Below are 24,695 nucleotides of genomic sequence, written 5' to 3' on the forward strand. Positions count from 1 at the left end.
ATTATTTACACTAATTTTTGGAATTAAAATACGACTCCCCTTACCTCATCTTCACACCTGTAAATTAAATAACTACGTATATAAATTGTTTATTGGTAAAAGAAATATAAATGTCATTTTAGGGTTATATATATCCAATTAATTTACAACCCTAAAAATAGTACCTATGTTAGAAATTTTAGCAATTGGTTATTTTACCAAAAAAATCAGATCAATAGCCGAAGAAAAAAATATAAAACCCAGTAAATGGATTTGGAGATTGGTACTTACTTGGTTCGGTGTAGAAATAGTCACTATAATTTTAATTTTTGCACTAACAAATACTGATATTGACGATGGTATTTTTATGGCAGTTTTACCTGCACTATTATTGGCAGCATTAAGTGCTTTCTATACAGTAGAACAGCTTAAAAAACAACCAGATCAATCTTCTGACAAAGTTAACACTCATGTAATTGAAGGTTAAATACCATGATAACCAAACGCTTTTTTGTATAAACTCATAATACTTACAAACTAGATGTTCACGCTTATCAATTGAAATTGTAGAACAAAAGAACTATTGCTATTATTGTTTTCAAAGACTCTTAATATCAAGAATTAAATGAATATAGCAAATCAATTTCGTTCAGTAATACAATGGGAAGATCTAAATGAAAAGGACCTTTTTATTAAGTTCACAGATAGAGGCAATGAAATTAAAAATGTATCAAAGCTAATACTTCAACCTGGTCAAGGTTGCATATTAACTTATGAAGGCAAAGTAGAGAGTGTTTTAGTTGAAGAAGGCATTTATGACCTTAAATCTGACAACACTCCTTTTTTAACTTCTTTAAAAAAGTTACTCTCTTTACGTGAGGGGAGTGAACATGTAGTGGGTATTTGGTTTTATCGAAAAGCAGATATTTTAAATATGCGCTGGGGCACTCGAGTACCTATTGCATATACCGACCCCATTTACACATTTCCAATTTTACTTTCTGCATTTGGCAATTATAGCATTAGAATAACAAAACCGCAATGGTTTTTTGAGAATGTGATAGCTGGTCAAGAAGTGTACTGTCACTCTCATTTAAAAGAAGTTTTCATTTCTAGGGTAACCCAACCCATTACAGATTATTTGGCAAATGCTAAATTCTCTTATGTTGACATTGACAGTAATCTAAATGTCATAGCAGTTGAAGCAAAGGAAAAAACAGCTTCAGTTTTTGCAGATCTGGGTTTTGAAGTATTGGATTTTAGAATAGAAGGCTCTCAGTTCGATAAAGAAACTGTAGACCGAATAGCAAAAATATCTGACGTACAAGCAGAAGTTTTAGCCGCTAAAATTGCCGGAGTGGAATACACAGAAATGCAACGTATTGCCGCAATGCGAGATGCCGCTAATAATGAAGCTGGTGCTGCAGGTGTTTTAATGGGTTTGAATGCTGGCACTCAAGCAAATTCAACTATAAACCAAGTATCTGAAAACCAAAAACCAGCAATAGATAGCCCTATGGTAAAACTAAAAAAACTAAAAGAACTGTTTGAGATGGAGTTGATTTCAGACAGTGAATATGCCGATAAGAAAAAAGCAATTTTAGATAGTATGTAATAATAGCATATCTTCAAAAAATCTAAATTTCTTTTTATTAATATGCACAGGTTATAAAAAAATGAAACAAACTAAATTGTTTATTCTTCTATTAATAATTGTTTCGTTTACCTGTTGCAAAAAAAGTAGTCAAAATAATACTTTAACGGATAGTGAATTTTTAGATTTCATATCAAATACAAACTTAAGACCATCCTTACAGAAAATTGATAGCCTAATTAAATATGAAAACTTATCAGATGAAAGAAGGGCTATTTTGTTTCATGAAAAAGGTAGGTTATTAGCAACGCTAGAAAAAGACGTTGAGGCAATAGGCAGTTTAAATGAAGCACTGTACTTATTCCATAAAGAATCTAACAAAGAATATTTAGCCAAGACAAATATGTTATTGGGCGATTCATATGCTATGCTTTCTAAGCAAGATACCGCTGCTATATATACCAATACTGCTTATAATTTTTTTCGTGAAATCAGCGACAGGAAAGGGGAAGCTAAAACATTGAACTCCTTAGGTCATCTATCTTTTTTAGCGGGAGATTATGATTCTTCTATAGTTCATGTAAAAAAAGCTATTGACCTTCAGATTGCCCTAGATGACAAAGAGACTTTGTCTGCTTCTTATAACAATTTAGGCTTCATATTAGAACAAATAGAAAATTTTGATGAAGCAATTAGGTATTATAAAAAAGCTATTGCACTTAATAAGGAAGTAGATAGATTAAATACAAATGCCCTAAGAAATTTAGGTTATGTTCATTTAATACAAAATGACCCTAAAAAATGTATTTCCATCTACAAGGAAGCATTGGGCATTGAAGAACAAACAGAGCACTATGTTATACAGCAAGAAATTTATGAAGTGCTTATAGAAGCTGCTGTAAAAGATGAAGATTTTAAAAGCATCCCAGAATTCATTAGAAAAAAAGATTCCGTCACTCAATTGCTCAATTCTTACGAAAGTGAGGAGAAAATGAAATTGATCAATAGAAAAAATGAACAATTCATTGAACAAGAGAACTTAAAAAAAGAGTTAGAACTAAATAAAAAGAACAAGATTATTTTAGGCGCAATTTTGAGCTTTTTACTCGCCTTTGGTTTGTATGTTTTTCAAAAGAACAGAAATTCTAGATTAGAATTAAAACAGCAGAAATTAGAACTAGAACAAAAGATACTAAGAACACAAATGAATCCACATTTTGTTTTTAATGCGCTTACAGCAATTCAGAAAACGTTTTTTGATGAAGACCCCATAAAGTCAAGTACCTACCTTACACGTTTTGCCAAGTTGGTTAGACAGAATTTTGATGTAGTGAATAAAAAGCAAATTACCTTAGAAGAAGACCTTGACATTTTAAAGAACTATATAGAAACGCAGCAGCTACGCTTTGAAAATAAGTTTAACTACGAAATAAACTTAGCTGATGACATTGAGGTTTCAATGATAAAATTACCGCCAATGTTACTACAACCTTTTATTGAAAATTCAATTGAGCATGGTCTAAAACCTAAAAATGAAAAAGGGTTACTTCAAATAAACATTACAGAGCAAGGCAAATATATCCATATAGAAATTATAGATAATGGTGTTGGCTATAACAAAGAAAAAGTCAGTGACAATCGTGAACACGCTATAGATATATTTATAAAGCGATTAAGATTAAGAGGCTTAGGAGAGGAGAAAAAGTTTTCTATACAAGCCTTAGAAAATAATAATGGAACCAAAGTATCTATCTTCTTAAACCTACACCAATGATTAAAATTGCAATCATAGATGATGAGATCAATGTTAGGGAATTGATTAAAAAAATGCTGAAATTAATTTCCAGCTCATATGTTGTAGTAGGTGAAGCTGCATCAATTTCTGGTGCAAAAGACATGCTTAACAATTGTAAACCAGACTTGGTTTTTCTAGATATTGAGCTTGAAGATGGCAGCGGTTTTAATTTGTTGGATCAATTGCCTCAAATACATTTTAAACTTGTTTTCATTACTGCTTTTAATGAATTTGCCATACGTGCATTTAAGTATAATGCTTTTGACTACATACTTAAACCCATTGCACCAGAAGAGTTGAAAAACACTTTAAAACGGGTAGAATCTATGGTATATGTAGAGAAAGAAACTAAAACCCAATTAAAAAACTTAAAAGAAAACAGAGAATCTACTATTCAAAAAATTGCTCTTAAAACAGCAAAAAAAATGTATCTTTTAGAAGTTGATGCTATTCTTTATTGCCAATCTGATGGGTCTTATACAAAAGTAGTCACAGAAAATGAGACTATACTAGTTTCTAAAAATCTGAAGCATTATCAAGAATTACTACCTGAAGATATTTTTATAAGAACTCATCAATCATATCTAGTAAACAAAAGACATATTCTTAGTCTTGAAAACGATACTATTCTTTTAAAAAACAACGAAACCGTTGCTATTTCTGCAAGGCGAAAGTCTGAAATAAAAGCCATACTCTCAAACGGATAAGCTTTAAAAGCAGCGAATATCAATTAAGATACGACACTTATCAATCGGGTTGACGCCAAAGCACTTTTTTAAGCTATTTCTTGTTATTTAGGTACCAAAACCAACAAAAGCCGCTTAGGCTTTGACCAACCTAACAATGACCAAAATCTATTTTAAGAAAGAGAATTTAATACTATGGTATTTTCTTTTTGCCATGGGTGTAGCTATACTAATTTTTGGTTGGCTGTTAATAGAGTATTTCGCCTGGCAAGCAATTTTAATCTTAAGTATTTCTATTTCTAAAATCATTGGTATTAACAAAAAACCGATAACCCCTATTTTAGAATTGAATGACGAAGGCATCACGCTACTTGGTTTAAAGGACCAACCCTTCTACCCTTTTGCCAATATCAATAAAATACATATAGATAGCCGTGCCTTAAACGGATACATAAAATTAAAGAATCCGAATAAAAAAGTAATACTAGATTCTGTTGCCATATCTATAAAAGATCAACGAGAAATCGCTGCTTTTGTCAACCTAAGATTATAACACCCACAATATGTTTAAAATAGCCACTAGTTTAGCCGCTAAGAAACCAATAGGGAGACAATATCTATTATTGCTCTTTTTTTTCATTGTGTCATTTTCCTTTAGCCAAGTAACACCCGCAGAGAAAATAGCCTTAGAAGCGGTTTATAATTCTTTAGACGGACCAAACTGGAATAGTCAGAACGATGCAGACACTTCCGATGATTGGGATTTCACTCAGCCCGTGACAGATGCATGGTATGGTATCGATGTGGTTGATGGTCATATAGAAAGGATATATTTAAGTCAGTTCAACGACCAAAACAATTTATCAGGAAGTTTGCCTCCTGAAATTGGTGATTTTCCTTTTTTAAAGACTTTAGAAATAGAATATGCAGATTTAACAGGAACTACAATACCTACCCAAATAGGAAATCTACTGGCGTTAGAAGAATTAGAATTAGGCTCTAATAAATTGAGTGGAACCTTGCCTACTACCTTGGGAAATCTAATAAATTTAAAAAAATTAAATATAGACCAAAACAGAGATATAACAGGTATTATCCCTACAGAAATAGGAAATCTAATCAACTTAACAACCTTAAGTTTTGTCAATAATGATTTAAGTGGTGCAATACCAAACGAACTTACGCAGTTAATCCAATTAAAATCTTTATACCTAGACAGAAATGGGTTTACCGGCGCTCTACCTTCTAATATTGGTAATTTAGTAAACCTTGAGTCTATTTCTATCCGTACAAATCAATTATCAGGAAGTATTCCTTCTTCAATAGGCAATCTTACCCAATTAATTTCTTTTTCGGCATATGATAACTTGTTTTCAGGTGTTTTACCATCCCAGATGGGTTCTCTGTCTAGTCTTAAAACACTTAACTTACAAAACAATTTACTTACAGGTGCGATTCCTATAACATTCGGCAACCTAACTAGTCTAACCTACCTTGCGCTATATGATAACCAATTATCAGGTAGTATTCCTTCTGAATTAGAAGGAATGATTAACGTGAGACAAATAAACCTTAGTAATAATTCACTTACCGGAACGATACCTCCAGAATTATCTAATTTACCAGAACTCTTTCACCTTTCTCTAGGTGGTAATCAACTAAGCGGTACAATACCGACTGCATTTGGTAACTTTGCTAAACTAACGACCTTAACTCTAAGCGAAAATCAACTTACAGCTCAAATACCGACGGAATTAGGGAATGTTGCAACGCTAGAAACTCTAAATCTAGGGGACAATCAATTATCAGGGACTATTCCAGATTTCACATCATCCCCTCAATTTAGTAGTTTCACATTCTCGAACAATCGATTTGAATTTGGACATTTTGAAACCGAATTCACTTGGTACGATACCAATCTATCTATATTTAGAGACTCTCCTCAGGCAAAAGTCGATGCCGTTGAAACAAGAGACTTAAACGCTGGTGACAACACTACCATCACAACCAATTGTAGTGGTACCCAAAATAAGTATCAATGGTTTAAAGATAATTCACCAATATCGGGAGCTACAAATGCTACGTTAACTCTAACCAATGTACAAACTACAGATACAGGTGTTTATTATTGTGAAGTAACCAGTGATATCGTTACTGATTTAACGATTGAAAGAAATGAAGTAACCATAAACATTACAGCTGGATCAAACCCCTTAGACGACTTCGTAACCACATGGAAAACCGATAACCCAGGTACATCCAATGCTACTTCAATAACCATACCTACTGCAAGTACTGGCTATAACTACGATGTAGATTGGAATAATGATGGTGTTTTTGATGAGATTGGACTAACAGGCAATGTAACCCATGATTTTGGTACAGCAGGTATCTATACTATAAGAATACAAGGAAATTTTCCAAGGATATATTTTGATAATGAATTAGATAAAGAAAAGATTATTTCCATTGACCAGTGGGGAGCTCAAGTTTGGAGTAGTATGCAAAATGCTTTCAACGGCTGTGAAAATTTAGACGGGAATTTTACAGATAAACCAGATTTATCAATCGTAGAAAATACAGCCTCAATGTTTCAAAGTTGTCTTGTTTTTAATCACGATATAGGGGATTGGGATGTTTCTAATGTAGAGAATATGAATGCGATGTTTTATCGCTGTTTTGCTTTTGATCAAGACGTTGGAGGATGGGACGTTTCTAATGTAACAGACATGGGGTGGATGTTTCAAAGTTGCACCGTTTTTGATAAAGAATTAGAAGATTGGGCAACAAAAACATCGCAAGTTACAAACATGGAGAACATGTTCCGATCTGCTAAAGCCTTCAATGGCAATATTACCAATTGGGATACTTCTGCCGTAACAGACATGTCCAATATGTTTTCAAGCACGGACAATTTCAACCAAGATATCGGAGGTTGGGATACATCAAAAGTTACTGATATGTGGCGAATGTTCACTGATGCTATAGCTTTTAATGAAAATATAGGAGGGTGGAATACAGGAAGCGTAGATAATATGGAACTTATGTTTTCTGGTGCTACGTCTTTTGATCAAAATATAGGGGCTTGGAATGTTACTAGTCTTGAGAATGCTGAAAATATGTTTCAGTCTGTAACATTATCTACTACAAATTATGATGCATTATTAAACGGATGGAATTCACAAACCTTAAAACCTGGTGTACCATTTTCTGGAGGTAATAGTAAATATTGCGATGGAGAAGCTGCAAGAAATACCATGACAGGAACGGATAGCTGGATAATTACTGATGGAGGAAAAGATTGTGGACCCTGTGTTCAACCTGCAGAACCGGCAACAGAATGCTGGGAAACCGCTACTTTTAATACTGCAACATGCTCATGGGAAGTAACTGGAACACAAGATTCAGAACCAACAACAGAATGTTGGGAGACCGCGACTTTTAATACTGCAACATGCTCATGGGACGTAACAGGAACGCAAGAACCAGAACCTACTACGGAATGTTGGGAAACGGCAACTTTTAATACTGCAACATGCTCATGGGAAGTAACTGGAACTCAAGACGCAGAACCCACTACAGAATGTTGGGAGACAGCAAATTTTAATAATACAACGTGCTCATGGGACGTAACCGGAACACAAGATCCAGAACCTACTACAGAATGTTGGGAAACGGCAACTTTTAATACTGCAACATGCTCATGGGAAGTAACTGGAACGCAAGACCCAGAACCTACAACAGAATGTTGGGAAACGGCGACTTTTAATTCTGCAACATGCTCATGGGAAGTAACCGGAACACAAGACCCAGAACCAACGGCATCATGTGGTCAAACAGTAACGTTTAATTCAACAACTTGTTCTTGGGATGTTACGGGAACAGCAGACCCAGAACCAGTAACTGAATGTTGGGAGACAGCGACTTTTAATAATGTAACTTGTTCATGGGACGTAACTGGAACACAAGACCCAGAACCCACTACAGAATGTTGGGAGACATCGACTTTTAATACTGCAACATGCTCATGGGAAGTAACTGGAACACAAGACCCAGAACCCCCTACGGAATGTTGGGAAACGGCTACTTTTAATAATACAACTTGCTCTTGGGAAGTAACTGGAACTCAAGACCCGGAACCAACAGCATCATGTGGCCAAACAGTAACGTTTAATTCTACAACGTGTTCTTGGGATGTTACTGGCACAGCTGACCCAGAACCTGAAACTGAATGCTGGGAGACAGCGACTTTTAATAATACAACATGCTCATGGGAGGTAACTGGAACGCAAGAACCTGAACCACCAACATCATGTGGTCAAACAGTAACGTTTAATTCTACAACGTGTTCTTGGGATGTTACTGGCACAGCTGACCCAGAACCTGAAACTGAATGCTGGGAGACAGCGACTTTTAATAATACAACATGCTCATGGGAGGTAACTGGAACGCAAGAACCTGAACCACCAACATCATGTGGTCAAACAGTAACGTTTAATTCTACAACGTGTTCTTGGGATGTTACTGGCACAGCTGACCCAGAACCTGAAACTGAATGCTGGGAGACAGCGACTTTTAATAATACAACATGCTCATGGGAGGTAACTGGAACGCAAGAACCTGAACCACCGGCATCATGTGGTCAAACAGTAACGTTTAATTCAATAACATGTTCTTGGGATGTTACTGGCACAACTGCCCCAGAACCAGAAACTGAATGTTGGGAGACAGCGACCTTTAATAATGCAACATGCTCTTGGGACGTAACAGGAGGTCAACCTCAAAAGCCAACTACAAGTTGCGGTCAAACAGCAACCTTCAACCCATCTACATGTTCTTGGGATGTATCAGGAACGGAAGCCCCTATAGTTACATACCCAACTGATGAAAGTACTGATGTTTCTATTAACCCAACTATTAACTGGCAAGCAGTAAATGAGGCAACAGCCTATAGAGTAATCATTGGAACTAGCTTAGGTGGAACAGAAATTGAAGAGACCATTGTAGAGAATGTCTTAGCATATACTGTAACTAATGCCCTAGAAGAAAATAGCACGTATTTTGTTTCTGTTTTTGCCATAACAAATACAGGAGAGTCAGAATTATGTTCCGCTAATGAATTTACCACAGAAGAAATTAACGAAGCAGAGCAAGAAGAAGCGGAAGAAGAAGAAGAAGAAGAGCAACAAGAAGAAGTTATCACTGAAGGTATTTCACCGTTTTTTACACCAAACAACGACGGGTATCATGATACTTGGAACATTGAAGATGTAGATAATACTATTGACTACATATATGTACTGGATCGATTCGGAAAAATCCTAAAACAAATCAGACCTGAATCCGAGGGTTGGGATGGTACATACAAAGGTAAATCAATGCCTGAAGATGATTATTGGTACGTCATTGTACATGATTCAGGAGAACAAAAAAGAGGACATTTTAGCCTAATTAAAAGATAAAAAATCATGCAAAAATCAATTTATCTTTTATTAGCAGGAATAAGTATGTTCTTAACTCAGTTTTTAGGAGCACAAGGCACACTGCCTGTCTATTCAGATTATTTATCTGACAATATATTTATGGTACACCCAAGTGCAGCTGGTATTGGCAATAGCGCAAAAGTAAGACTAACGCATCGTCAACAATGGAACGGAGTTAGTGGTTCACCGGCAATGCAAACAATAAGTATGCATGGCAGTATAGGAAACAACGCTGCTTTAGGCGGATTAATTTTTAATGATAAAAACGGATTTCATTCTCAGGTCGGATTTCAAGGGGCTTATGCCTATCATTTAAATTTTGGAAGTTATGAAGCATTAGACCAACTATCTTTTGGTTTAGCAGCTTCTTATGTTCTAAATAATTTAGATCAACGAACTTTTGCTGATTTTGATCCTATTGTTGCGCAAGTAATACGGTCTGAAGCCTATTTCAATGGCGATTTAAGCTTTGCCTATCACAAATTAGATGGTTTTACTTATCTCACTGCTAAAAATATTTTACTCAATACGCGAGAAGTAGAAAACTCGGAATTTAAGTCATTGAATCTTAGAAGATATCTTTTAAATGTTGGCTATTTTTTTGGTCGCGGACAAAACCTTCAATTTGAGCCATCAGCAATGTTTCAATATATAGAAAATACTGGCGAAAGTTTATTGGACATTAACGCCAAAGTGTACCAAACCTTTGGTGACACTGCAAGAGCATGGTTTGCACTATCCTACAGACGAAGCCTAGAAAAAAATGAAGTGAAAAATTTCAATCTAATTACACCTATAGCTGGTATTGAATTTGACCGATTTTTAATATCATATACCTACTCAAGTGAATTCGGAGGATTGGTTACAGGTAATGGAGGATTTCACCAAATCACATTAGGTGTTAACTTATTTTCAAATAGGCGTTCAAATCGTGGGTACAACTCTAGATATAATACCTTTTTATACAAGTCCAATAATTAACCCATTTGGTTTATCGTTCAAATACTTAGGTTCTTGCATCTAAAAATGCAACAAAGTATATTCGAATACGTTAGAAAATTAAACTTCAATAACAACAACAATATGGGGATATTCAAAAAACTATTCGGTTCAAAAGATAATGAAGAACCAAAAAAAGAAATTCAAAATAAGCCTTCTTTTAATTCTTATGATGACATTTCTTGGATGACTGACTTAAGAAGAGAAAATCTGGATATTTGTTTCAATGCCGGCTTTAAACCTACCATCTCGCTACCAACAGATTTAGGCAGACAATTAAGACCTTCTATAGAAATAGCAAATAGACTACATGCAATAAAAGCATTGGTACTATGGTTAATGGTACCTGAAGAAAATTTACCAAAAAAACACATCTTAAGTTTTATTGATAATAATAATCTTGAAGATTTCATGACCCAAGATGAAAAAGTAATCTTAGACACACCAAGAGATGATGAACAAGCAAGAAACGCTATAGGTTGGAAATTTGAAAACGCATGGCCTTTGGCTTGGTATTTTGGCTACATGGAACCTGAAATAACCGGGCAAATGATGTCAGGCGATCAAATGCAAGATATTTTAACAAACCATACATGTAAATTAGATGGCAGTATAGCAGAGTGGATAAAGGATAAGGAAATAGTCTCAAAAGACGATTTGATGCAGAAAGAAGACTTGTTCTACTGTTTGCATAACGCAGTTAGAAGTGCTCAATTAGGTAGTGATACAGTTCCTACAGGTTTTGACCCTATGGGTAATGGTGGTGTTATTCACGAAAGAAGACATTCTTTAACTTATATGGTTTCTAAAGATACCAGCTGGGAAGACACTGATTTGAGTACATAGAAAAATTAGCTGTAGTTAATCCTCTTCTTAGTAGTAGAACCGAAAATATTTACTGTTATCTTATAAATAAATCATTAAATGAAAATTCCTGAACCAATTGTAAGTTTCATAAATAAGAGCGTATTATTAGAAAACTTTTGTTTGCCACATTTCTATCCCAAAATAGATTCATTTGAAGAATTTCAAATAGGCTATAAGGTAAATGGTAATAGCGGCGAAAAAATTACTGGTGAAGCAGAAGGCGATTTTCATGAGAACTGGTTTGTAATTTGTTCTGGATATTCTAATGACCCCTTTTTTATTGATATTAATGAAGAAGAGGAAAATTTTCCTGTATATTTTGCATGGCATGGTACAGGTAGCTGGGTGCCCGTAAAAGTTTCTGAAACCATTTCGGAATTTTCTAATCAGCTTAATTTCTTAAAAGAGCTAGAAACTAACGAAGAACAAATACAAGAGAAATTAAAAACCAAAATTGATATAAAGAATAAATTTTGGGCAGAGGTATACAGTGAATATGAAGAATACGATGAAGATGAATAAAGAATTGTAATAATCCATATTAAACATCCTTGTAGACGCTATAAATAGGGTTATTGATGCAACTTTAAAATAGCACCAAAATCATACATTTTAGACCAAATATAATAACATACATAGTCTAATAACTAATAAGCTCTAGTCACTCGACTATCATCAAAATAAAAAAAATGAAATTATTTCCAATAATAGAAGAAGTATTTAAAGATCCGAAAGAGCATTATAAATATATCTTTTTTCCTTTATTATCTATTGATTTAAAAGAGCACGATCTAGGCGAAGGTTTAGTTCATTTTGTTTCAGTTTGGGGAAATGGAGATCCTGATGATGAACTAGATCCAGGAAATTTTGAATACAATTTCATTAAATTTAAACGTGACGGAAATAAATATATTTTCAATGGAAAACTAGATGGTATTGAAACCTTCGATAAGGTTGAGGGTTGGTATAATGAAGCTCTCAACGAATACCAAGAAAATAAAGCCGAGTATTTAAAAACACGAGATAGTAAAGAAGTTGAAGAAAGTGCTTTGAATAAAAGCCTTCAAAAAAGAAATGCTATTGATTTTGACTATTACCATTATGCGAAAGGACTTTTTAACTACTGGATAACTAGAGATAAATATTTAGAAACCAATAAATTTATTCAAGGTGGTTTTTATTCTGATGCAAACAGTGGTCATGAGCGGGAAATTTTTGAACAAATTGGAGGTGAAATTGATTATGACGAATTTGAATATTTCTTAGAATTACTAGAGAATACTAACGAAGTAAAAGAAGATAAAAAATTTATCGGTTCTGTAACGGGATACAATTATATAGGTTTTGGAGAAGATAGAATTCATTTATTCCTTGACGATGATAAAGATGAAGTCTTAGTATATGCCGACTGGAGCTAAATAAACAAAAAAACATTATGCCATTTCCTGTAGAAGAAAAATATATTGAGGAAACAGAATCTGAATTGAATGTAAAATTTCCACCCGACTATAAAAATCGAATGATAAAATCTAATGGTGGTGAGATAGATTCAGATGATTACTTTTTTCAACTCCACCCCTTTTTTGACAAATCTGATAAAAAGAGAATAAGCCGAACATGTAACCACATTGCACTTGAAACAAAAAATGCAAAAGGTTGGAAAGGATTTCCTGAAAATGCAATTGTAATTGGCGATGGTGGCTCTGGAGATCTACTATTTTTACAACATAATGGAAACGGAATTTTATCTGATGAAATTTATTTATGGGATCACGGAGAAATTGAAAAAATAGCAGAATCTATTAAAGAACTAGATGAATAGAAACAATAGGCTACTCATTAATTTAAATACAACACCTTAAATAAATTACCTTTTTTCGATTATTAAAAATACCCTCTCGAACTATAGATAGAGAAAATTAGGACCATTTTACAATAATTAACCATGACTATATTTTCTTATCATCTTGTCAAAATACCATTTGCTTTGGCAGTTAAGGGGATATTTACTAACCTAATAGATAAGAAAACAAAAGGTCTAATTCACTCTGAATATATGTCAGCGATGACATTAGGTTCACCCATTATTTCAACTTCTAGATTTCTAATAAACCAGGTTGCTATTTTTGCACAATGGGAAAATGAAGAGGCACTTGAGAACTATCTTAGAAATGAAAAGTTCGGTCAAATTTTAAACAAAGGCTGGCACGTTCGATTATTATTCATGCGCGAATGGGGAAAAATCACCGGATTCAAAATACCTCAAATAAAAGCGAAGTTAGAAAATGAATCATCTGCAGTAGTCGCTGTTACCATTGCTAGAATGAAACCCTTGGCAATACCAAGGTTCTTAAAATGGGGAAGACCTGTAGAGAAACTGGTGAGAGACCATCAAGGCACTATATTTTCATTGGCTTCAATTAAATTTCCTAACACAGTTTCGACATTTTCAATCTGGAAAACTGAAAAAGAGATGACCAATATGGTTCATGGACATAGTAATATGCCCAAACCTAAAAGACATTCAAATGCCATGAAAGAAAGGGATAGAAAAGACTTCCATTTCGAGTTTACCACCTTACGTTTTAAGCCTATTTCTGAATTTGGCATGTGGAAAGGAAAACAAAATTTTATTCCAACTGAGCAATTAAATAAACCCAGTTAAATGGAATTTGCACCTTTAAAACAAAACGTTCAAGACTGGATAACGCAACAATGGGTAATTCTATTTGGTAAAAAAATTAATGCTGACGAAAACAAATGGTTACTTGGTCCTTTCGGAGAAACGAACGGCATTGGCTTAAAATTCATTCAGCAACTAGCAAAAAAAGAAAACTTAGTACTAGATGACAAACAGGTAGACAAAGGTCTATTGCAGTCTATATATCAATTAAACTTACCAGAAAATCAACGTAACAAATTATCTAAAGACGTTATTGACTTTTACGAAAACACAAGCAATTACGATTTTGACTTGGGTGTAAAATGGAATCCGATTTTCAAAGTATTTGGAAGATTATTAAAAATCTTATTTAGTAATCGTATTCAGCAGCTAAATATCCCCATAGGTACCGGCAAACAATCCGAAGTTCTACAGAGTAAAATTATTCATTTAATAGATAAAAAAACGAAAGCAGTTAAACGAACGATATGGCTCAGAACTTTCAAGAAATCTGGTCAAGTTGTGTATTCTGGTGTATATGAACCGTGTACCCTACCGAATGGCACTGGTTGTATAAAAGCAATTTTTCCTTTGCCCAACGGTAGTGCAACCGTCATATTAAACCCCATAGTAGGTGAAAATGGTGAACTAATTTTAAACTCATCGGGCAAAAAGATTGGAGATAGCGGATTTTACTTCCTACTACACGACGCTAAAGGGAATTTATGGACTAAGTTTATAAAATCATTTAAAGATCAACTGGTTGTAAGTTCAGAACATGAACAAATAACTGCAATACAGACTTTAACTTTGTGGAATTTAAGAGTCTTACAATTCACCTATAATATCAAGAAACTACATACAATAAAACGATAATACCCTTCTTTAATCACTTCGAATTAAACCTATAAAAAGGCAAGAATTTATACCTTCAACAGAAGGATAAAACTAATTTTGTATAAGTACATTCAATTTAGGGAAATCTCTCATTAACCTAAATAAAATTCAGTTATTTGCCCTAAAGAATATTCATGAAATTAAAGATTGATAAGTTTGTCTTTTTTATAATTATAGCAATAGCTTTAGCATACCTATTTCCACAATGGGGAACACAGGAAAATAAATTCCCAATAAATGCAATTAGTAGTATAGGAATTTCACTTATTTTCTTTTTTTACGGACTCAAGTTAAGTCCAGAGAAATTAAAACAAGGGCTCAAAAATTGGAAATTACATCTGTTGGTGCAAGGAACTACTTTTTTACTTTTTCCTTTATTGGTTTTACTGTTACATCCACTCATTCAAAATGAAGAGCAAGAAAACATTTGGTTAGGCTTCTTTTTTTTGGCTGCATTACCATCTACTGTTTCATCTTCAGTCCTTATGGTTTCATTAGCAAAAGGTAATATACCAGCAGCAATTTTCAACGCCAGTATTTCTGGCATTATAGGCATTGCCCTTACCCCATTATGGATGGGACTATTTGTTAGTGACTTACAAACCGACTTCGATTTTACAGAAATTTATATTAAACTAATTGTACAAATAATAATACCTGTAATAATAGGCCTTCTTTTACATCGCTTTTTTGGTTCTTTTGTACAGAAACATAAAAGCAAAATAACACTGTTCGATAAATCGATAATTTTATTGATTATCTATAAAAGCTTTAGTGAGTCTTTTAAAAAGAATATTTTTAGTGCTGTCTCTATAGTAGATTTACTATTCATATTAATAGGTGTCATATGCTTGTTTTCTATTGTCTTTTATCTCACCAAATTAGTTTCAAGAAAACTACAGCTCAATACAGAAGACCAAATTACCGCTCAATTTTGCGGTACAAAAAAATCGTTAGTTCATGGTACCGTTTTCTCTAAAATACTATTTGGCAACATGGCATCTATTGGTATCATATTATTACCGCTCATGTTGTTTCATGCCATACAAATACTAATAATTAGTGTTGTAGCGACAAAATTATCGGTTAGAAAACTAGAAGAACTTTAGAAGTTCAATTAATTTTACTTCCCTTTTTAATTATTAAAAGAATATGTCAGTTTATCAGAAAGTTGAAGCATTAGCATCAAAAGTGTTTAAGAAAAATACCATATTTAGATATGGCTTTAATCTGTCGCCAATGTACAAAAGAAGTACCGCGAAATTAATTGAGGTGTCTGAAGATCTATTGCATGTAAAAATAATTTTACCATTAAGTTACAAGAACAAAAATTACGTGAACTCCATTTTTGGTGGTAGTATGTTCTCTGCGGTGGATCCCATACCAATGATTCAGCTATTAAGCATTATGGGAAACGACTATGTCGTTTGGGATAAATCTGCTGAAATATTCTTTAAAAAACCGGCAAAAGAAAATCTATATGCTGACTTTAATTTTTCTAAGGAAGAGCTTGCAGAAATTAGAGCACAAGTAGCCGAAAAGAAAGAAGTTGATGTTATTAAAACCACGCAGCTCACTAATAAAGAAAAAACCCAAGTATTTTGTGAGGTTAAAAAAACAATTTACATAGCTAACAAAGCGTATTTTAAAGAGAAGCGTAAGAAAAAACAAGTGGTTAGTGCTTAGTTGTTGGTTGTTGGTTGTTGGTTGTTGGTTTGGACAGTAAAATGTTTTTTTTTACAAAATATTTTACTTAATCTTTACCTATTATAATCGACTGAAATCGAGTTGCATAAATCTTATAAATTCCTGAAATTTTAGTTGAAATTTTAATCCAATAAAATTGCATTGACTGTGAGTATTCGAAGAAATAGTATCTTTATTTTTTCCCCATTATAACTCCAATATTTAGAGACCAAAAGTGGGTGACAATAAAATTAACAATATAAAATAGTATACAAACATGAAAAATTTATTCTTCCTATTAGCAATGACAGTAAGCTTTATCAGCTACGGACAAACAATTACCGGTCAATGGGAAACCTTCGATGAAGAAACAAACGAGAAAAAAGCACTCATTGAGATCTATAAAACAAACGATACCTATTTCGCCAAAATAGTGAATAGCTATAAAAGTGATGCAGACAAAGTTTGCGATAATTGTAAAGGAGCAAAAAAAGGACAAAAGATAAGAGGTTTAGTAATCATTGAAGACATTAAGAAAGATGGTGATGAATATAATGATGGCACTATTCTAGATCCAGAAAACGGTAAAGAATACAAGTGTTATTTAGAACTAGAAGAACCTAACAAATTGAAAGTAAGAGGTTATTTAGGCTTTTCATTATTAGGAAGAACCCAATACTGGATCAGAAAGCAATAAATAATTTGATGCAAACGATACTTGGGGCTAATGGTCAAATTGCTATAGAATTAGCGAAAGAATTAAAAAAGAAGTACACTTCTGATATAAGACTCGTTAGTCGAAATCCGAAAAAAGTAAACGATACCGACACGCTTTTTTCCGCTAATTTATTAGATAAGCAAAAAACCGAAGAAGCAGTAAAAGGGAGTGAAATCGCTTACCTAACTGTTGGTCTACCGATGAACACTAAAATGTGGGTTGATCAGTTTCCTACGATGATGCGCAATGTAATAGATGCTTGCAAAAAGTACCATACAAAATTGGTGTTCTTTGATAATACCTATATGTATGCGCAAAACGATACTGCGTTAACTGAAGAAAGCGGATTTGCAACTGTTGGAGAAAAAGGAAAAGTAAGAGAAGAAATTACTACCATGCTTTTAGATGAAATGGCTGCAAATAATTTAGAAGCAGTTATTTGCAGAGCCCCAGAATTTTATGGTCCTGATAAAACACAGAGCATCACCAACGCCATCATTTTTGATCATATAAAGCAAGGCAAAAAACTAAAGGTATTTATTAGCGATGCGACTTTAAGAACATTAATATGGACACCAGATGCCAGCAAGGCTATGGCTTTAATTGGTAACACACCCGATACCTATAATCAAACATGGCACTTACCTTGCGATGATTCTCGACTTACCTACAAACAGTTTATCGCTTTAATTTCTGATGTCTATGGCAAATCATTTACCTATGCTGTAGTGCCCAAAATCGCTTTTACAATAGGTGGTATTTTCAAAACGCAAATGAAAGAATTACAAGAACTGTTACCAAGGTATAATAGCGATAACATATTCGTTTCTACCAAGTTTAAAAACAGGTTTCCAGATTTTTCGGTAACTACTTATCAAGAAGGTATTGAGCAAATAAAGAACGAGCAATAACCTACCAAACTAAAAAATATTATAAAGTAAGTAATTGATCAAAAGCAAATTATAAGTAGTTTAGAAATAAATTAGTCAGCATTAATTTATTTTAAAAACCACCATTTATAATGCAAACCAAGCACTTCCTAAAAAATATATTCTCTCCTACTACTTTTTCAGAAAGCGAATTGAAAATCATTATTCCAAAATTCAAAAAAGTAAGCTTTCGTAGAAACGACTTTCTCTTAAAAGAAGGTAAAACTGAAAACCACTATTGGTTTATAGAAAGCGGTTTTGCCCGTTCGTTTGTTAATGACACCAAAGGCAACGATATTACTACTGACTTTTATGGGCAAGGCGAAATCGCAATAGATTGGTCATCATTTTTTCTTCGCAACCCTACGAGAGAGAATATTCAAGCCTTGACCGACATTGTTTGCTGGCAATTAGACTTTGAGACTTTTCAACAACTGTTTCATAGTATTGAACCCTTTAGAGAGCAGGGTCGTAAGAAATTGGTCGGTTCTTATTTTGCACTTAAAAATCAGCGAGTATCGTTCATTGCAGATGAAGCAAAAGAACGCTATTTACGATTGGTTCAAGAGAAACCACATATAATAAAAAACGTTTCGTTACAACATATTGCTACATATTTGGGCATTACCAAGTATTCGTTAAGTCGTATTCGAAAAGAAATAGTATCGTAAAGTCCGTTTTTGCCATAAGGCAATTTTTTAGTGAAAAGTGCCACATATATTTGTTTTTATAACCACCGCTGTTCAAAAGGCAAATAATATAAAACCACTTTATGAAAACAATATTTAATAAGAACTCTAATAGCGAATTAATTGAACGAATTAAAACTCTGAAAGAATCTGACAATGCAAAATGGGGAAAAATGGACCCATACCAAGTGCTAAAACATTGCACATTGGGCGAAGAAATGTTTCAAGGTAAAAAGGAGTATAAAAGACTTTTTATTGGCAGATTATTTGGTGGAATGGCATTGAAGGGAATAATAAAAAATGAACTTCCAATGAAGAAAAATCAGCCTACGCATCCGGAATTTAAAATATCTGGAACCGGAGATTTCAATAACGAGAAAGAAAAATGGATTGGTTTACTAAATGATTATAACGGTTATTCAAGTTCTAATTTTATTCATCCATTCTTCGGAAAAATGACCAACGACGAAATTGGCATATTTGTTTTCAAACATACAGACCACCATTTAAAACAATTTGGCAGATAATTAAATGTTATGCTAGAAGCCATATTCTTATTTATTGTACTATTGACCTTATTCTTGTTTTATATTGGAACAGGAAAAAACTTAAGGGCAGTACTTATTTTTTTTGCTTGGCAGGTAGTAATAGGGCTTTTGTCATTTTTTGAAGTCTTTAAAGAAAAGCCCCTATTGTTCCCATTGGCTATCATTGCCACTACCCTACTATCCATTTTGGGGTTTAAAATAATTTCAATTAAAGAGCTAAATACGCGCTATTTAATAGGAATACATATTGTAAGAATCCCAGTAGAATTATGTTTGTACCAACTTTTTATAAAAGGTCAAATTCCCGAAATAATGACTTTTACCGGTTGGAATTTTGATATTTTAATAGGACTCTCTGCACTTGTGATCTTAATTTATCAATTCGTAAAGAAGAAGAATTTAGCACGACAGTATTTTTTATTTTGGAATGTAATTGGACTATTGTTTCTTTCAGTCATTGTCATAATTGCCATATTATCTTCTCCGCTACCAATTCAGCAATTTGCATTTGAGCAACCAAATGTGGCTCTTTTTCAATTTCCATATTGTTTTTTACCGACATGTATAGTGCCCATCGTTTTTATCTCTCATTTCCTGCTTATTAAGCATCTTAAATAATTCTAAAACATTAATAATTAGTATTCCTGTTTTAACTTAATCTTTTCATTTTTTAAATAAAGGCGTAGTATTTTTAGCACAAACACAACCATTGCCAAAACATTTACTATTCATACTTATAGCAGTACTAGCCTCCTTTTTGGGGTTTGGTCAAGACAATTCTACTATATTAAATGGTAAGGTTTCAAGTTCTAAAAATGATGTCTCTAACGTATTAATCGTTAATCTCAATTCTAAAAAATCTACCATAACAGATTCCCTTGGTTTATTTTCTATTGAGGTGAAGTTAAAGGACTCGGTACGTATTACTGCAGTGCAATACCTACCAAAAAAAATAGTAATTAGCGAATCTCACATGAATAGTAGCTTAATAACCATACAACTCATTGATAATATTATTGATTTAAGCGAAGTTACAGTTACCCCCTATAATTTAACCGGTGAGATTGACAGAGATATAGATAGGCTACAAATAGAACCCACGGTAACATCATATTCCTTAGGGCTACAAAATGCTGATGTCACCAAAATGACCCAAAGCGAAAGGTTACTACAAGAAGCTGATAGAGGAAAATATGTAAGTCTCCAAACAATGGATGAGTACGGTAAGTTAAATGAAATTTTGAGTTATGTTGGGTTTGGGTTGAGTGTTAAGGTAAATACCCATAAAATCATGAACAAAGTTTCTGGCAGAACTAAATCATTAGAAGAAATGGTGGAGCGTGATGAAAACATGAATCTAGAAAAAGAAATTATTTATAAATTTTCAAAGCGAACAATAGCAGAACATTTTAACATACCAGAATCTAACGTCAACGGCTTTCTCACCTATTGCCTTTCTCAACCTGATTTCAATGAACTATCCGACTCAAAAAATATGGGTGAAATATGGGCTTACCTAGAAACAAAAAGTGTTGATTTTAAGAAGAACGATTTTTCCGAAGAATAGCCTAAACTAAATTCTTATCACAAACTTGAAGTCAACTTCATCATAGTAGAACTTAAGGAATACAACCAACGCAATTGTTCCCAAATAAGTTGTTCTTCTTGATGATTTCGTTTTAACGTACTGTTATCTTCTGCATTCAAATTCACATTTTCAGAATCGAACTTTGGCAATTGTTTTTCAAACGTAATTACCTCTTCAAAATTAGGCTCATTCCCACTATCAATGCTATTAGAAAGCGTTTGCATTACTAAACCAAGGTTTTCATCTATCTTAGAAACAATACTACTAAATCGTTCTGACGCCTCTGTCGTGGTATGGTGTTGAATATAAATACTTAATGATGCCAACGAGGATAAAAAGTTATGGTTCAGCTCTACTAATTCATAAATTTTATTCAGGTTCTTCTGCTTAGAATGTGGTTCTTGCGTCATGCGCTGAAATGCCGAACTTAAATTTGAAGTCTCTAAAAAAGCGCTTTTTCGTGCCAATCTATAGCTGGTAGGTACGTTGCCCTTGTTTACGTAAAAATCTGTAATTTCAGATAGGTACATTCTATTTGCCTCAACACTTTTAGTAACATCTTTTTGTATTTCTTGAAAGCTCCAGCTGGGCCATAAAAACAGAAATCCTACATATGATAATCCTGCGCCAACAAGCGTATCTAAAATTCGGTATTGAATTACGGTCATTACATCTGGCTGTAAAATTCCGTAGATAAATACAATACTTAAGGTTACATAGATTGCCGACAATTTGTAATTTTTCTGTAGCATTGACAGTGCAACAACAAATGAAATCAATGCCAATACTGCATATACATACACATCTTGCACTAAAAATACTATACCTGTAGCAATAACACCACCGATAATAGTACCTATCGTTCGGTCTTTAGATCGTGTTTTTGTAAGACCGTAATTAGGTCTCATGATTAATATAATGGTCAAAAGTATCCAATACGGATTCTGGAAAGCAAAAACATTACCCACCACAAATCCGATCATTAAGGTAACCGCTAAACGTAAGGAATGTCGAAATATAGTAGACCTGAAACTTAGGTTTCGTAATAATATACGCGGACTATAATCTTGAGATATCAAGAAACGTTTTAAAATTTCTTTATCTATAAATTCTTCTGATGCTACATCGTGATCACTAAGCAACCACTTCATTCTTTTAAGTTTGTCGAATTGTTTTTCTTGATATTCTAATAAATTCTGAAACATTATAAAAGCCTCGTAAGCCTTCGCATCTTTTACAGTACCGAGCTCAGAAATCTTAATTCGCAATTCTTCAAAATGCTCTGTAAGCACAACGTGCTTTGGCATTTGATTTGGCTTATTACCAATTTCTGAAATCAATTTCAGTTGATTGGCCATCTCAAAAGTCAGGTTTTGGAACAACTTAGTAAATTCTGGATACAGTTTAAACTGCGCATCCATCTTCGTATAGTTTACCGGATTCGCACCTGCCGTTTCTAACATTTCAATCAATTGCACCAATACCAGTACCCGCTTACCATTATAGGTAGACCTACCTGAGCTTTTACGAGATAGAATAAGAATTTCACGAAGTGTATCGTGTTGTTCTGTAAGCTCACTTTGGAGTAGAAACAACCGCTGCTGCAATTTTTTTCTGTTTGATTGTTCATCAATTAGCTGCGCACGTTTCTGCAAAAGTTTACCGGTACGCCCTATGGTATCATACAAAATTTCTTCTGTCTGCCCCTTTGGGTTTATTTTATACCACAATAAAGACAAGGCTAAATACCAGAGTCCGCCAAGACCTACTAGCAAAGCATATTCATAAATCTTCAATTTATCGGGAGTATGGGCAAAGCTTAAAATCAAAGCTAGAAGTCCTGAAAAACTTATAAGTGAAGCCCTAAATCCATAAGATGATATTAACGAAATAGCAAAACTTGCCACCCCTAAAATAATTAAGGCAAGCCAAGTAGCATAGTGTAAATAGCCACCGATGAAACTAACGACCATTATTAAAGCAGCCGAAAAAAGAATACCGTAGACTTTATGTTTTTGACTACCACTAACATCACTAGGGTTACACCAAAAAGCACCAAAACATATCGCCACACCTATTTCGGTATACCCAGTAGCAATACCAATTGACAGCGGTGTAATAACTGCAACCACGGTAAGTACCGACTTTGAGAAATTGGTACTACGTAGATACTGCAACAGTTCTTTGAAAGAAACAGATATAAAATTTTGAATTTTGTTCAACACCTATATAATCAAGTACAAAGATACACTTTGGTGGTAAGACGTATTAACTACATAAAAACAAAAGGTGCTGAGATAATGAAATCTCAACACCTTTTATACATCTTAAAAAATGCGAACCTAAATTTTAAGTATAATTATCTGTAATGAACAGCAATTTGCGCTAGTTGACCTACAATTTTAACGGAGTCCTTCATAGACAGTTTAGAACCATCGGCATGTATCCATCTTTTTAAAGGCTGTTCGCAAATCATGCTTTTGACTTCTGTTTTACCAAAGTACTTTTTCATTCGCATGAACAGCTCTACATCGAACAACCATTTGGTAACGAATTTCTTATTAAACATTTTAGAGGCAATCTCACGATCCATCACCTTTGCCCCACATTGGGTATCTTTAAAAGGCATGCCTAAAATAGTTTGAATGATTAAGTTGATCGTCATACTAATAACCTTACGGGCAGATTCTTTTGTAATGTTAGCGCCCATTCTTGCAATGCGAGAACCACTTACTATTTTAAAATCTGAGCTTTCGATAGTTTTAACTAAATCATCAAAATCTCTAAAATCTGTCGATAGATCGGCATCTAAAAATCCTATATAATCTAACTGTTGATCTTTTACAAGATGTAGAATCCCTTGCCTTACAGCTTCGGCTTTACCTCCATTTTGCTTGCAATTGTAAATACTTATGTTATCGGGATTATCTTTTTTTAATTTCTGAAGAACAGCTAATGTATTATCTGTACTACCATCATTTACAAAGCATAAATGATACCCAAGATTTTTATGAGCAAACTCTTTAAATTCTTCACTTAAAAGTCGCTCCTCTTCATTATAACAAGGTATAACGACACCAACACAATTCTTTTGTAGAATACGTGTATCAGATTTTTTCGCTGTAATTACGCCCTTATTTTCAGGTGCACCGATTATTCTTTTTACTCTTGCAGCCATTTCGTCAAGACTTACCGGTTTCTTCAAATAATCGTTCACCCCTAAAGCAAAATTTTCCATTATTAATTGCTCATCAGTGTTACCTGACATTACCAAGATAGGTGTATCGTTTTTCATAAATACACGAATATATTTTACCACTTCGGTACCGGTACACGAAACCAATTCAGCCCCAGACATTTCTGGCATATTCATGTCGAGTAAAACCAAATCGGGTTTAAATGAATTAAACAACTGTATACCCGATTCAATAGAATTGGCAGTTTGCACTTCATATCCTAATTCTGATAATCGTTTTTCAACAGAAAGTAGAATAAGTTTTTGGTCGTCTATGGCTAGAATTTTCATGCGTTTGGTTTTGGTTATATATAGTTTACGGTTACAAATTTACTTGCCA

23 protein-coding genes are annotated in these 24,695 nt (G+C 33.8%); 21 read left to right on the plus strand and 2 right to left on the minus strand.

What is annotated here, in order from left to right:
• Nucleotides 1–166: 166 nt before the first annotated feature.
• From ACJJVT_RS09950 to ACJJVT_RS10050, 21 genes are all read left to right on the plus strand, one after another.
• A complete protein-coding gene (locus ACJJVT_RS09950; protein WP_299795848.1) occupies nucleotides 167–466 on the plus strand; it encodes a hypothetical protein in 300 nt (99 codons plus the stop codon).
• Between the two features lie 138 nt (nucleotides 467–604).
• Nucleotides 605–1,594: an SPFH domain-containing protein gene (locus tag ACJJVT_RS09955; RefSeq protein WP_405398328.1), complete on the plus strand. Its 990-nt coding sequence runs from the start codon at nucleotides 605–607 to the stop codon at nucleotides 1,592–1,594.
• Between the two features lie 61 nt (nucleotides 1,595–1,655).
• A complete protein-coding gene (locus ACJJVT_RS09960; protein ID WP_405398329.1) occupies nucleotides 1,656–3,347 on the plus strand; it encodes a tetratricopeptide repeat protein in 1,692 nt (563 codons plus the stop codon).
• A complete protein-coding gene (locus ACJJVT_RS09965) occupies nucleotides 3,344–4,075 on the plus strand; it encodes a LytR/AlgR family response regulator transcription factor (protein WP_405398331.1) in 732 nt (243 codons plus the stop codon). The genes ACJJVT_RS09960 and ACJJVT_RS09965 overlap by 4 nt, the downstream gene beginning before the upstream one ends.
• Nucleotides 4,076–4,211: 136 nt before the next feature.
• Nucleotides 4,212–4,607, plus strand: a complete 396-nt coding sequence (locus tag ACJJVT_RS09970; protein ID WP_299795859.1) for a hypothetical protein — start codon at nucleotides 4,212–4,214, stop codon at nucleotides 4,605–4,607.
• 10 nt (nucleotides 4,608–4,617) lie between these two features.
• Nucleotides 4,618–9,516, plus strand: a complete 4,899-nt coding sequence (locus ACJJVT_RS09975; RefSeq protein ID WP_405398332.1) for a BspA family leucine-rich repeat surface protein — start codon at nucleotides 4,618–4,620, stop codon at nucleotides 9,514–9,516.
• A 6-nt stretch (nucleotides 9,517–9,522) separates the two neighbouring features.
• On the plus strand, nucleotides 9,523–10,518 hold the full coding sequence (locus ACJJVT_RS09980) for a type IX secretion system membrane protein PorP/SprF (RefSeq protein WP_405398333.1): 996 nt from the start codon (nucleotides 9,523–9,525) through the stop codon (nucleotides 10,516–10,518).
• 102 nt (nucleotides 10,519–10,620) lie between these two features.
• Nucleotides 10,621–11,382, plus strand: a complete 762-nt coding sequence (locus tag ACJJVT_RS09985; RefSeq protein ID WP_405398335.1) for a DUF4272 domain-containing protein — start codon at nucleotides 10,621–10,623, stop codon at nucleotides 11,380–11,382.
• 78 nt (nucleotides 11,383–11,460) lie between these two features.
• On the plus strand, nucleotides 11,461–11,925 hold the full coding sequence (locus ACJJVT_RS09990; protein ID WP_405398336.1) for an SMI1/KNR4 family protein: 465 nt from the start codon (nucleotides 11,461–11,463) through the stop codon (nucleotides 11,923–11,925).
• Nucleotides 11,926–12,092: 167 nt separating this feature from the next.
• Nucleotides 12,093–12,821 (plus strand): hypothetical protein, encoded by a 729-nt coding sequence (locus ACJJVT_RS09995; RefSeq protein ID WP_405398337.1) that lies wholly within the window; start codon nucleotides 12,093–12,095, stop codon nucleotides 12,819–12,821.
• Nucleotides 12,822–12,838: 17 nt separating this feature from the next.
• On the plus strand, nucleotides 12,839–13,225 hold the full coding sequence (locus ACJJVT_RS10000) for an SMI1/KNR4 family protein (RefSeq protein ID WP_405398339.1): 387 nt from the start codon (nucleotides 12,839–12,841) through the stop codon (nucleotides 13,223–13,225).
• A 123-nt stretch (nucleotides 13,226–13,348) separates the two neighbouring features.
• The gene (locus tag ACJJVT_RS10005) at nucleotides 13,349–14,068 is read left to right on the plus strand and encodes a hypothetical protein (RefSeq protein ID WP_405398340.1); all 720 of its coding nucleotides are present in this window, start codon (nucleotides 13,349–13,351) and stop codon (nucleotides 14,066–14,068) included.
• Nucleotides 14,069–14,941 (plus strand): hypothetical protein, encoded by an 873-nt coding sequence (locus ACJJVT_RS10010; protein ID WP_405398341.1) that lies wholly within the window; start codon nucleotides 14,069–14,071, stop codon nucleotides 14,939–14,941.
• Between the two features lie 155 nt (nucleotides 14,942–15,096).
• Complete coding sequence (locus tag ACJJVT_RS10015) at nucleotides 15,097–16,071, plus strand: bile acid:sodium symporter family protein (protein WP_405398343.1); 975 nt, start codon at nucleotides 15,097–15,099, stop codon at nucleotides 16,069–16,071.
• Nucleotides 16,072–16,114: 43 nt separating this feature from the next.
• Nucleotides 16,115–16,648: a DUF4442 domain-containing protein gene (locus ACJJVT_RS10020; RefSeq protein ID WP_405398345.1), complete on the plus strand. Its 534-nt coding sequence runs from the start codon at nucleotides 16,115–16,117 to the stop codon at nucleotides 16,646–16,648.
• A 277-nt stretch (nucleotides 16,649–16,925) separates the two neighbouring features.
• A complete protein-coding gene (locus tag ACJJVT_RS10025; protein WP_405398347.1) occupies nucleotides 16,926–17,345 on the plus strand; it encodes a DUF2147 domain-containing protein in 420 nt (139 codons plus the stop codon).
• 8 nt (nucleotides 17,346–17,353) lie between these two features.
• Nucleotides 17,354–18,277, plus strand: a complete 924-nt coding sequence (locus ACJJVT_RS10030; RefSeq protein WP_405398348.1) for an NAD-dependent epimerase/dehydratase family protein — start codon at nucleotides 17,354–17,356, stop codon at nucleotides 18,275–18,277.
• A 110-nt stretch (nucleotides 18,278–18,387) separates the two neighbouring features.
• Nucleotides 18,388–18,966 carry a Crp/Fnr family transcriptional regulator gene (locus ACJJVT_RS10035; RefSeq protein ID WP_405398349.1) on the plus strand — a complete coding sequence of 193 codons (579 nt, stop codon included), beginning with the start codon at nucleotides 18,388–18,390 and terminating at the stop codon, nucleotides 18,964–18,966.
• A 101-nt stretch (nucleotides 18,967–19,067) separates the two neighbouring features.
• The gene (locus tag ACJJVT_RS10040) at nucleotides 19,068–19,511 is read left to right on the plus strand and encodes a DUF1569 domain-containing protein (RefSeq protein ID WP_405398350.1); all 444 of its coding nucleotides are present in this window, start codon (nucleotides 19,068–19,070) and stop codon (nucleotides 19,509–19,511) included.
• A gap of 9 nt (nucleotides 19,512–19,520) precedes the next feature.
• Complete coding sequence (locus ACJJVT_RS10045) at nucleotides 19,521–20,150, plus strand: hypothetical protein (protein ID WP_405398351.1); 630 nt, start codon at nucleotides 19,521–19,523, stop codon at nucleotides 20,148–20,150.
• 91 nt (nucleotides 20,151–20,241) lie between these two features.
• Nucleotides 20,242–21,099 (plus strand): hypothetical protein, encoded by an 858-nt coding sequence (locus ACJJVT_RS10050; RefSeq protein ID WP_405398352.1) that lies wholly within the window; start codon nucleotides 20,242–20,244, stop codon nucleotides 21,097–21,099.
• Between the two features lie 17 nt (nucleotides 21,100–21,116).
• On the opposite strand, the gene ACJJVT_RS10055 is transcribed toward ACJJVT_RS10050, so the two are convergent.
• Both ACJJVT_RS10055 and ACJJVT_RS10060 read right to left on the minus strand, forming a co-directional pair.
• Nucleotides 21,117–23,345: an FUSC family protein gene (locus ACJJVT_RS10055; protein ID WP_405398354.1), complete on the minus strand. Its 2,229-nt coding sequence runs from the start codon at nucleotides 23,343–23,345 to the stop codon at nucleotides 21,117–21,119.
• 134 nt (nucleotides 23,346–23,479) lie between these two features.
• Entirely contained in the window at nucleotides 23,480–24,646 is a 1,167-nt protein-coding gene (locus ACJJVT_RS10060; RefSeq protein ID WP_405398356.1) for a glycosyltransferase, read from the minus strand.
• Nucleotides 24,647–24,695: the final 49 nt, after the last annotated feature.

Source organism: Maribacter sp. Asnod2-G09, assembly GCF_045063795.1.
In the GTDB taxonomy this organism is placed as follows: Bacteria; Bacteroidota; Bacteroidia; order Flavobacteriales; family Flavobacteriaceae; genus Maribacter.

Coding starts and splice junctions, on each gene's coding strand:
- ACJJVT_RS09950 (WP_299795848.1), top strand. CDS start 167: ATGTTAGAAATTTTAGCAATTGGTTATTTTACCAAAAAAATCAGATCA.
- ACJJVT_RS09955 (WP_405398328.1), top strand. CDS start 605: ATGAATATAGCAAATCAATTTCGTTCAGTAATACAATGGGAAGATCTA.
- ACJJVT_RS09960 (WP_405398329.1), top strand. CDS start 1,656: ATGAAACAAACTAAATTGTTTATTCTTCTATTAATAATTGTTTCGTTT.
- ACJJVT_RS09965 (WP_405398331.1), top strand. CDS start 3,344: ATGATTAAAATTGCAATCATAGATGATGAGATCAATGTTAGGGAATTG.
- ACJJVT_RS09970 (WP_299795859.1), top strand. CDS start 4,212: ATGACCAAAATCTATTTTAAGAAAGAGAATTTAATACTATGGTATTTT.
- ACJJVT_RS09975 (WP_405398332.1), top strand. CDS start 4,618: ATGTTTAAAATAGCCACTAGTTTAGCCGCTAAGAAACCAATAGGGAGA.
- ACJJVT_RS09980 (WP_405398333.1), top strand. CDS start 9,523: ATGCAAAAATCAATTTATCTTTTATTAGCAGGAATAAGTATGTTCTTA.
- ACJJVT_RS09985 (WP_405398335.1), top strand. CDS start 10,621: ATGGGGATATTCAAAAAACTATTCGGTTCAAAAGATAATGAAGAACCA.
- ACJJVT_RS09990 (WP_405398336.1), top strand. CDS start 11,461: ATGAAAATTCCTGAACCAATTGTAAGTTTCATAAATAAGAGCGTATTA.
- ACJJVT_RS09995 (WP_405398337.1), top strand. CDS start 12,093: ATGAAATTATTTCCAATAATAGAAGAAGTATTTAAAGATCCGAAAGAG.
- ACJJVT_RS10000 (WP_405398339.1), top strand. CDS start 12,839: ATGCCATTTCCTGTAGAAGAAAAATATATTGAGGAAACAGAATCTGAA.
- ACJJVT_RS10005 (WP_405398340.1), top strand. CDS start 13,349: ATGACTATATTTTCTTATCATCTTGTCAAAATACCATTTGCTTTGGCA.
- ACJJVT_RS10010 (WP_405398341.1), top strand. CDS start 14,069: ATGGAATTTGCACCTTTAAAACAAAACGTTCAAGACTGGATAACGCAA.
- ACJJVT_RS10015 (WP_405398343.1), top strand. CDS start 15,097: ATGAAATTAAAGATTGATAAGTTTGTCTTTTTTATAATTATAGCAATA.
- ACJJVT_RS10020 (WP_405398345.1), top strand. CDS start 16,115: ATGTCAGTTTATCAGAAAGTTGAAGCATTAGCATCAAAAGTGTTTAAG.
- ACJJVT_RS10025 (WP_405398347.1), top strand. CDS start 16,926: ATGAAAAATTTATTCTTCCTATTAGCAATGACAGTAAGCTTTATCAGC.
- ACJJVT_RS10030 (WP_405398348.1), top strand. CDS start 17,354: ATGCAAACGATACTTGGGGCTAATGGTCAAATTGCTATAGAATTAGCG.
- ACJJVT_RS10035 (WP_405398349.1), top strand. CDS start 18,388: ATGCAAACCAAGCACTTCCTAAAAAATATATTCTCTCCTACTACTTTT.
- ACJJVT_RS10040 (WP_405398350.1), top strand. CDS start 19,068: ATGAAAACAATATTTAATAAGAACTCTAATAGCGAATTAATTGAACGA.
- ACJJVT_RS10045 (WP_405398351.1), top strand. CDS start 19,521: ATGCTAGAAGCCATATTCTTATTTATTGTACTATTGACCTTATTCTTG.
- ACJJVT_RS10060 (WP_405398356.1), bottom strand. CDS start 24,646: ATGAAAATTCTAGCCATAGACGACCAAAAACTTATTCTACTTTCTGTT.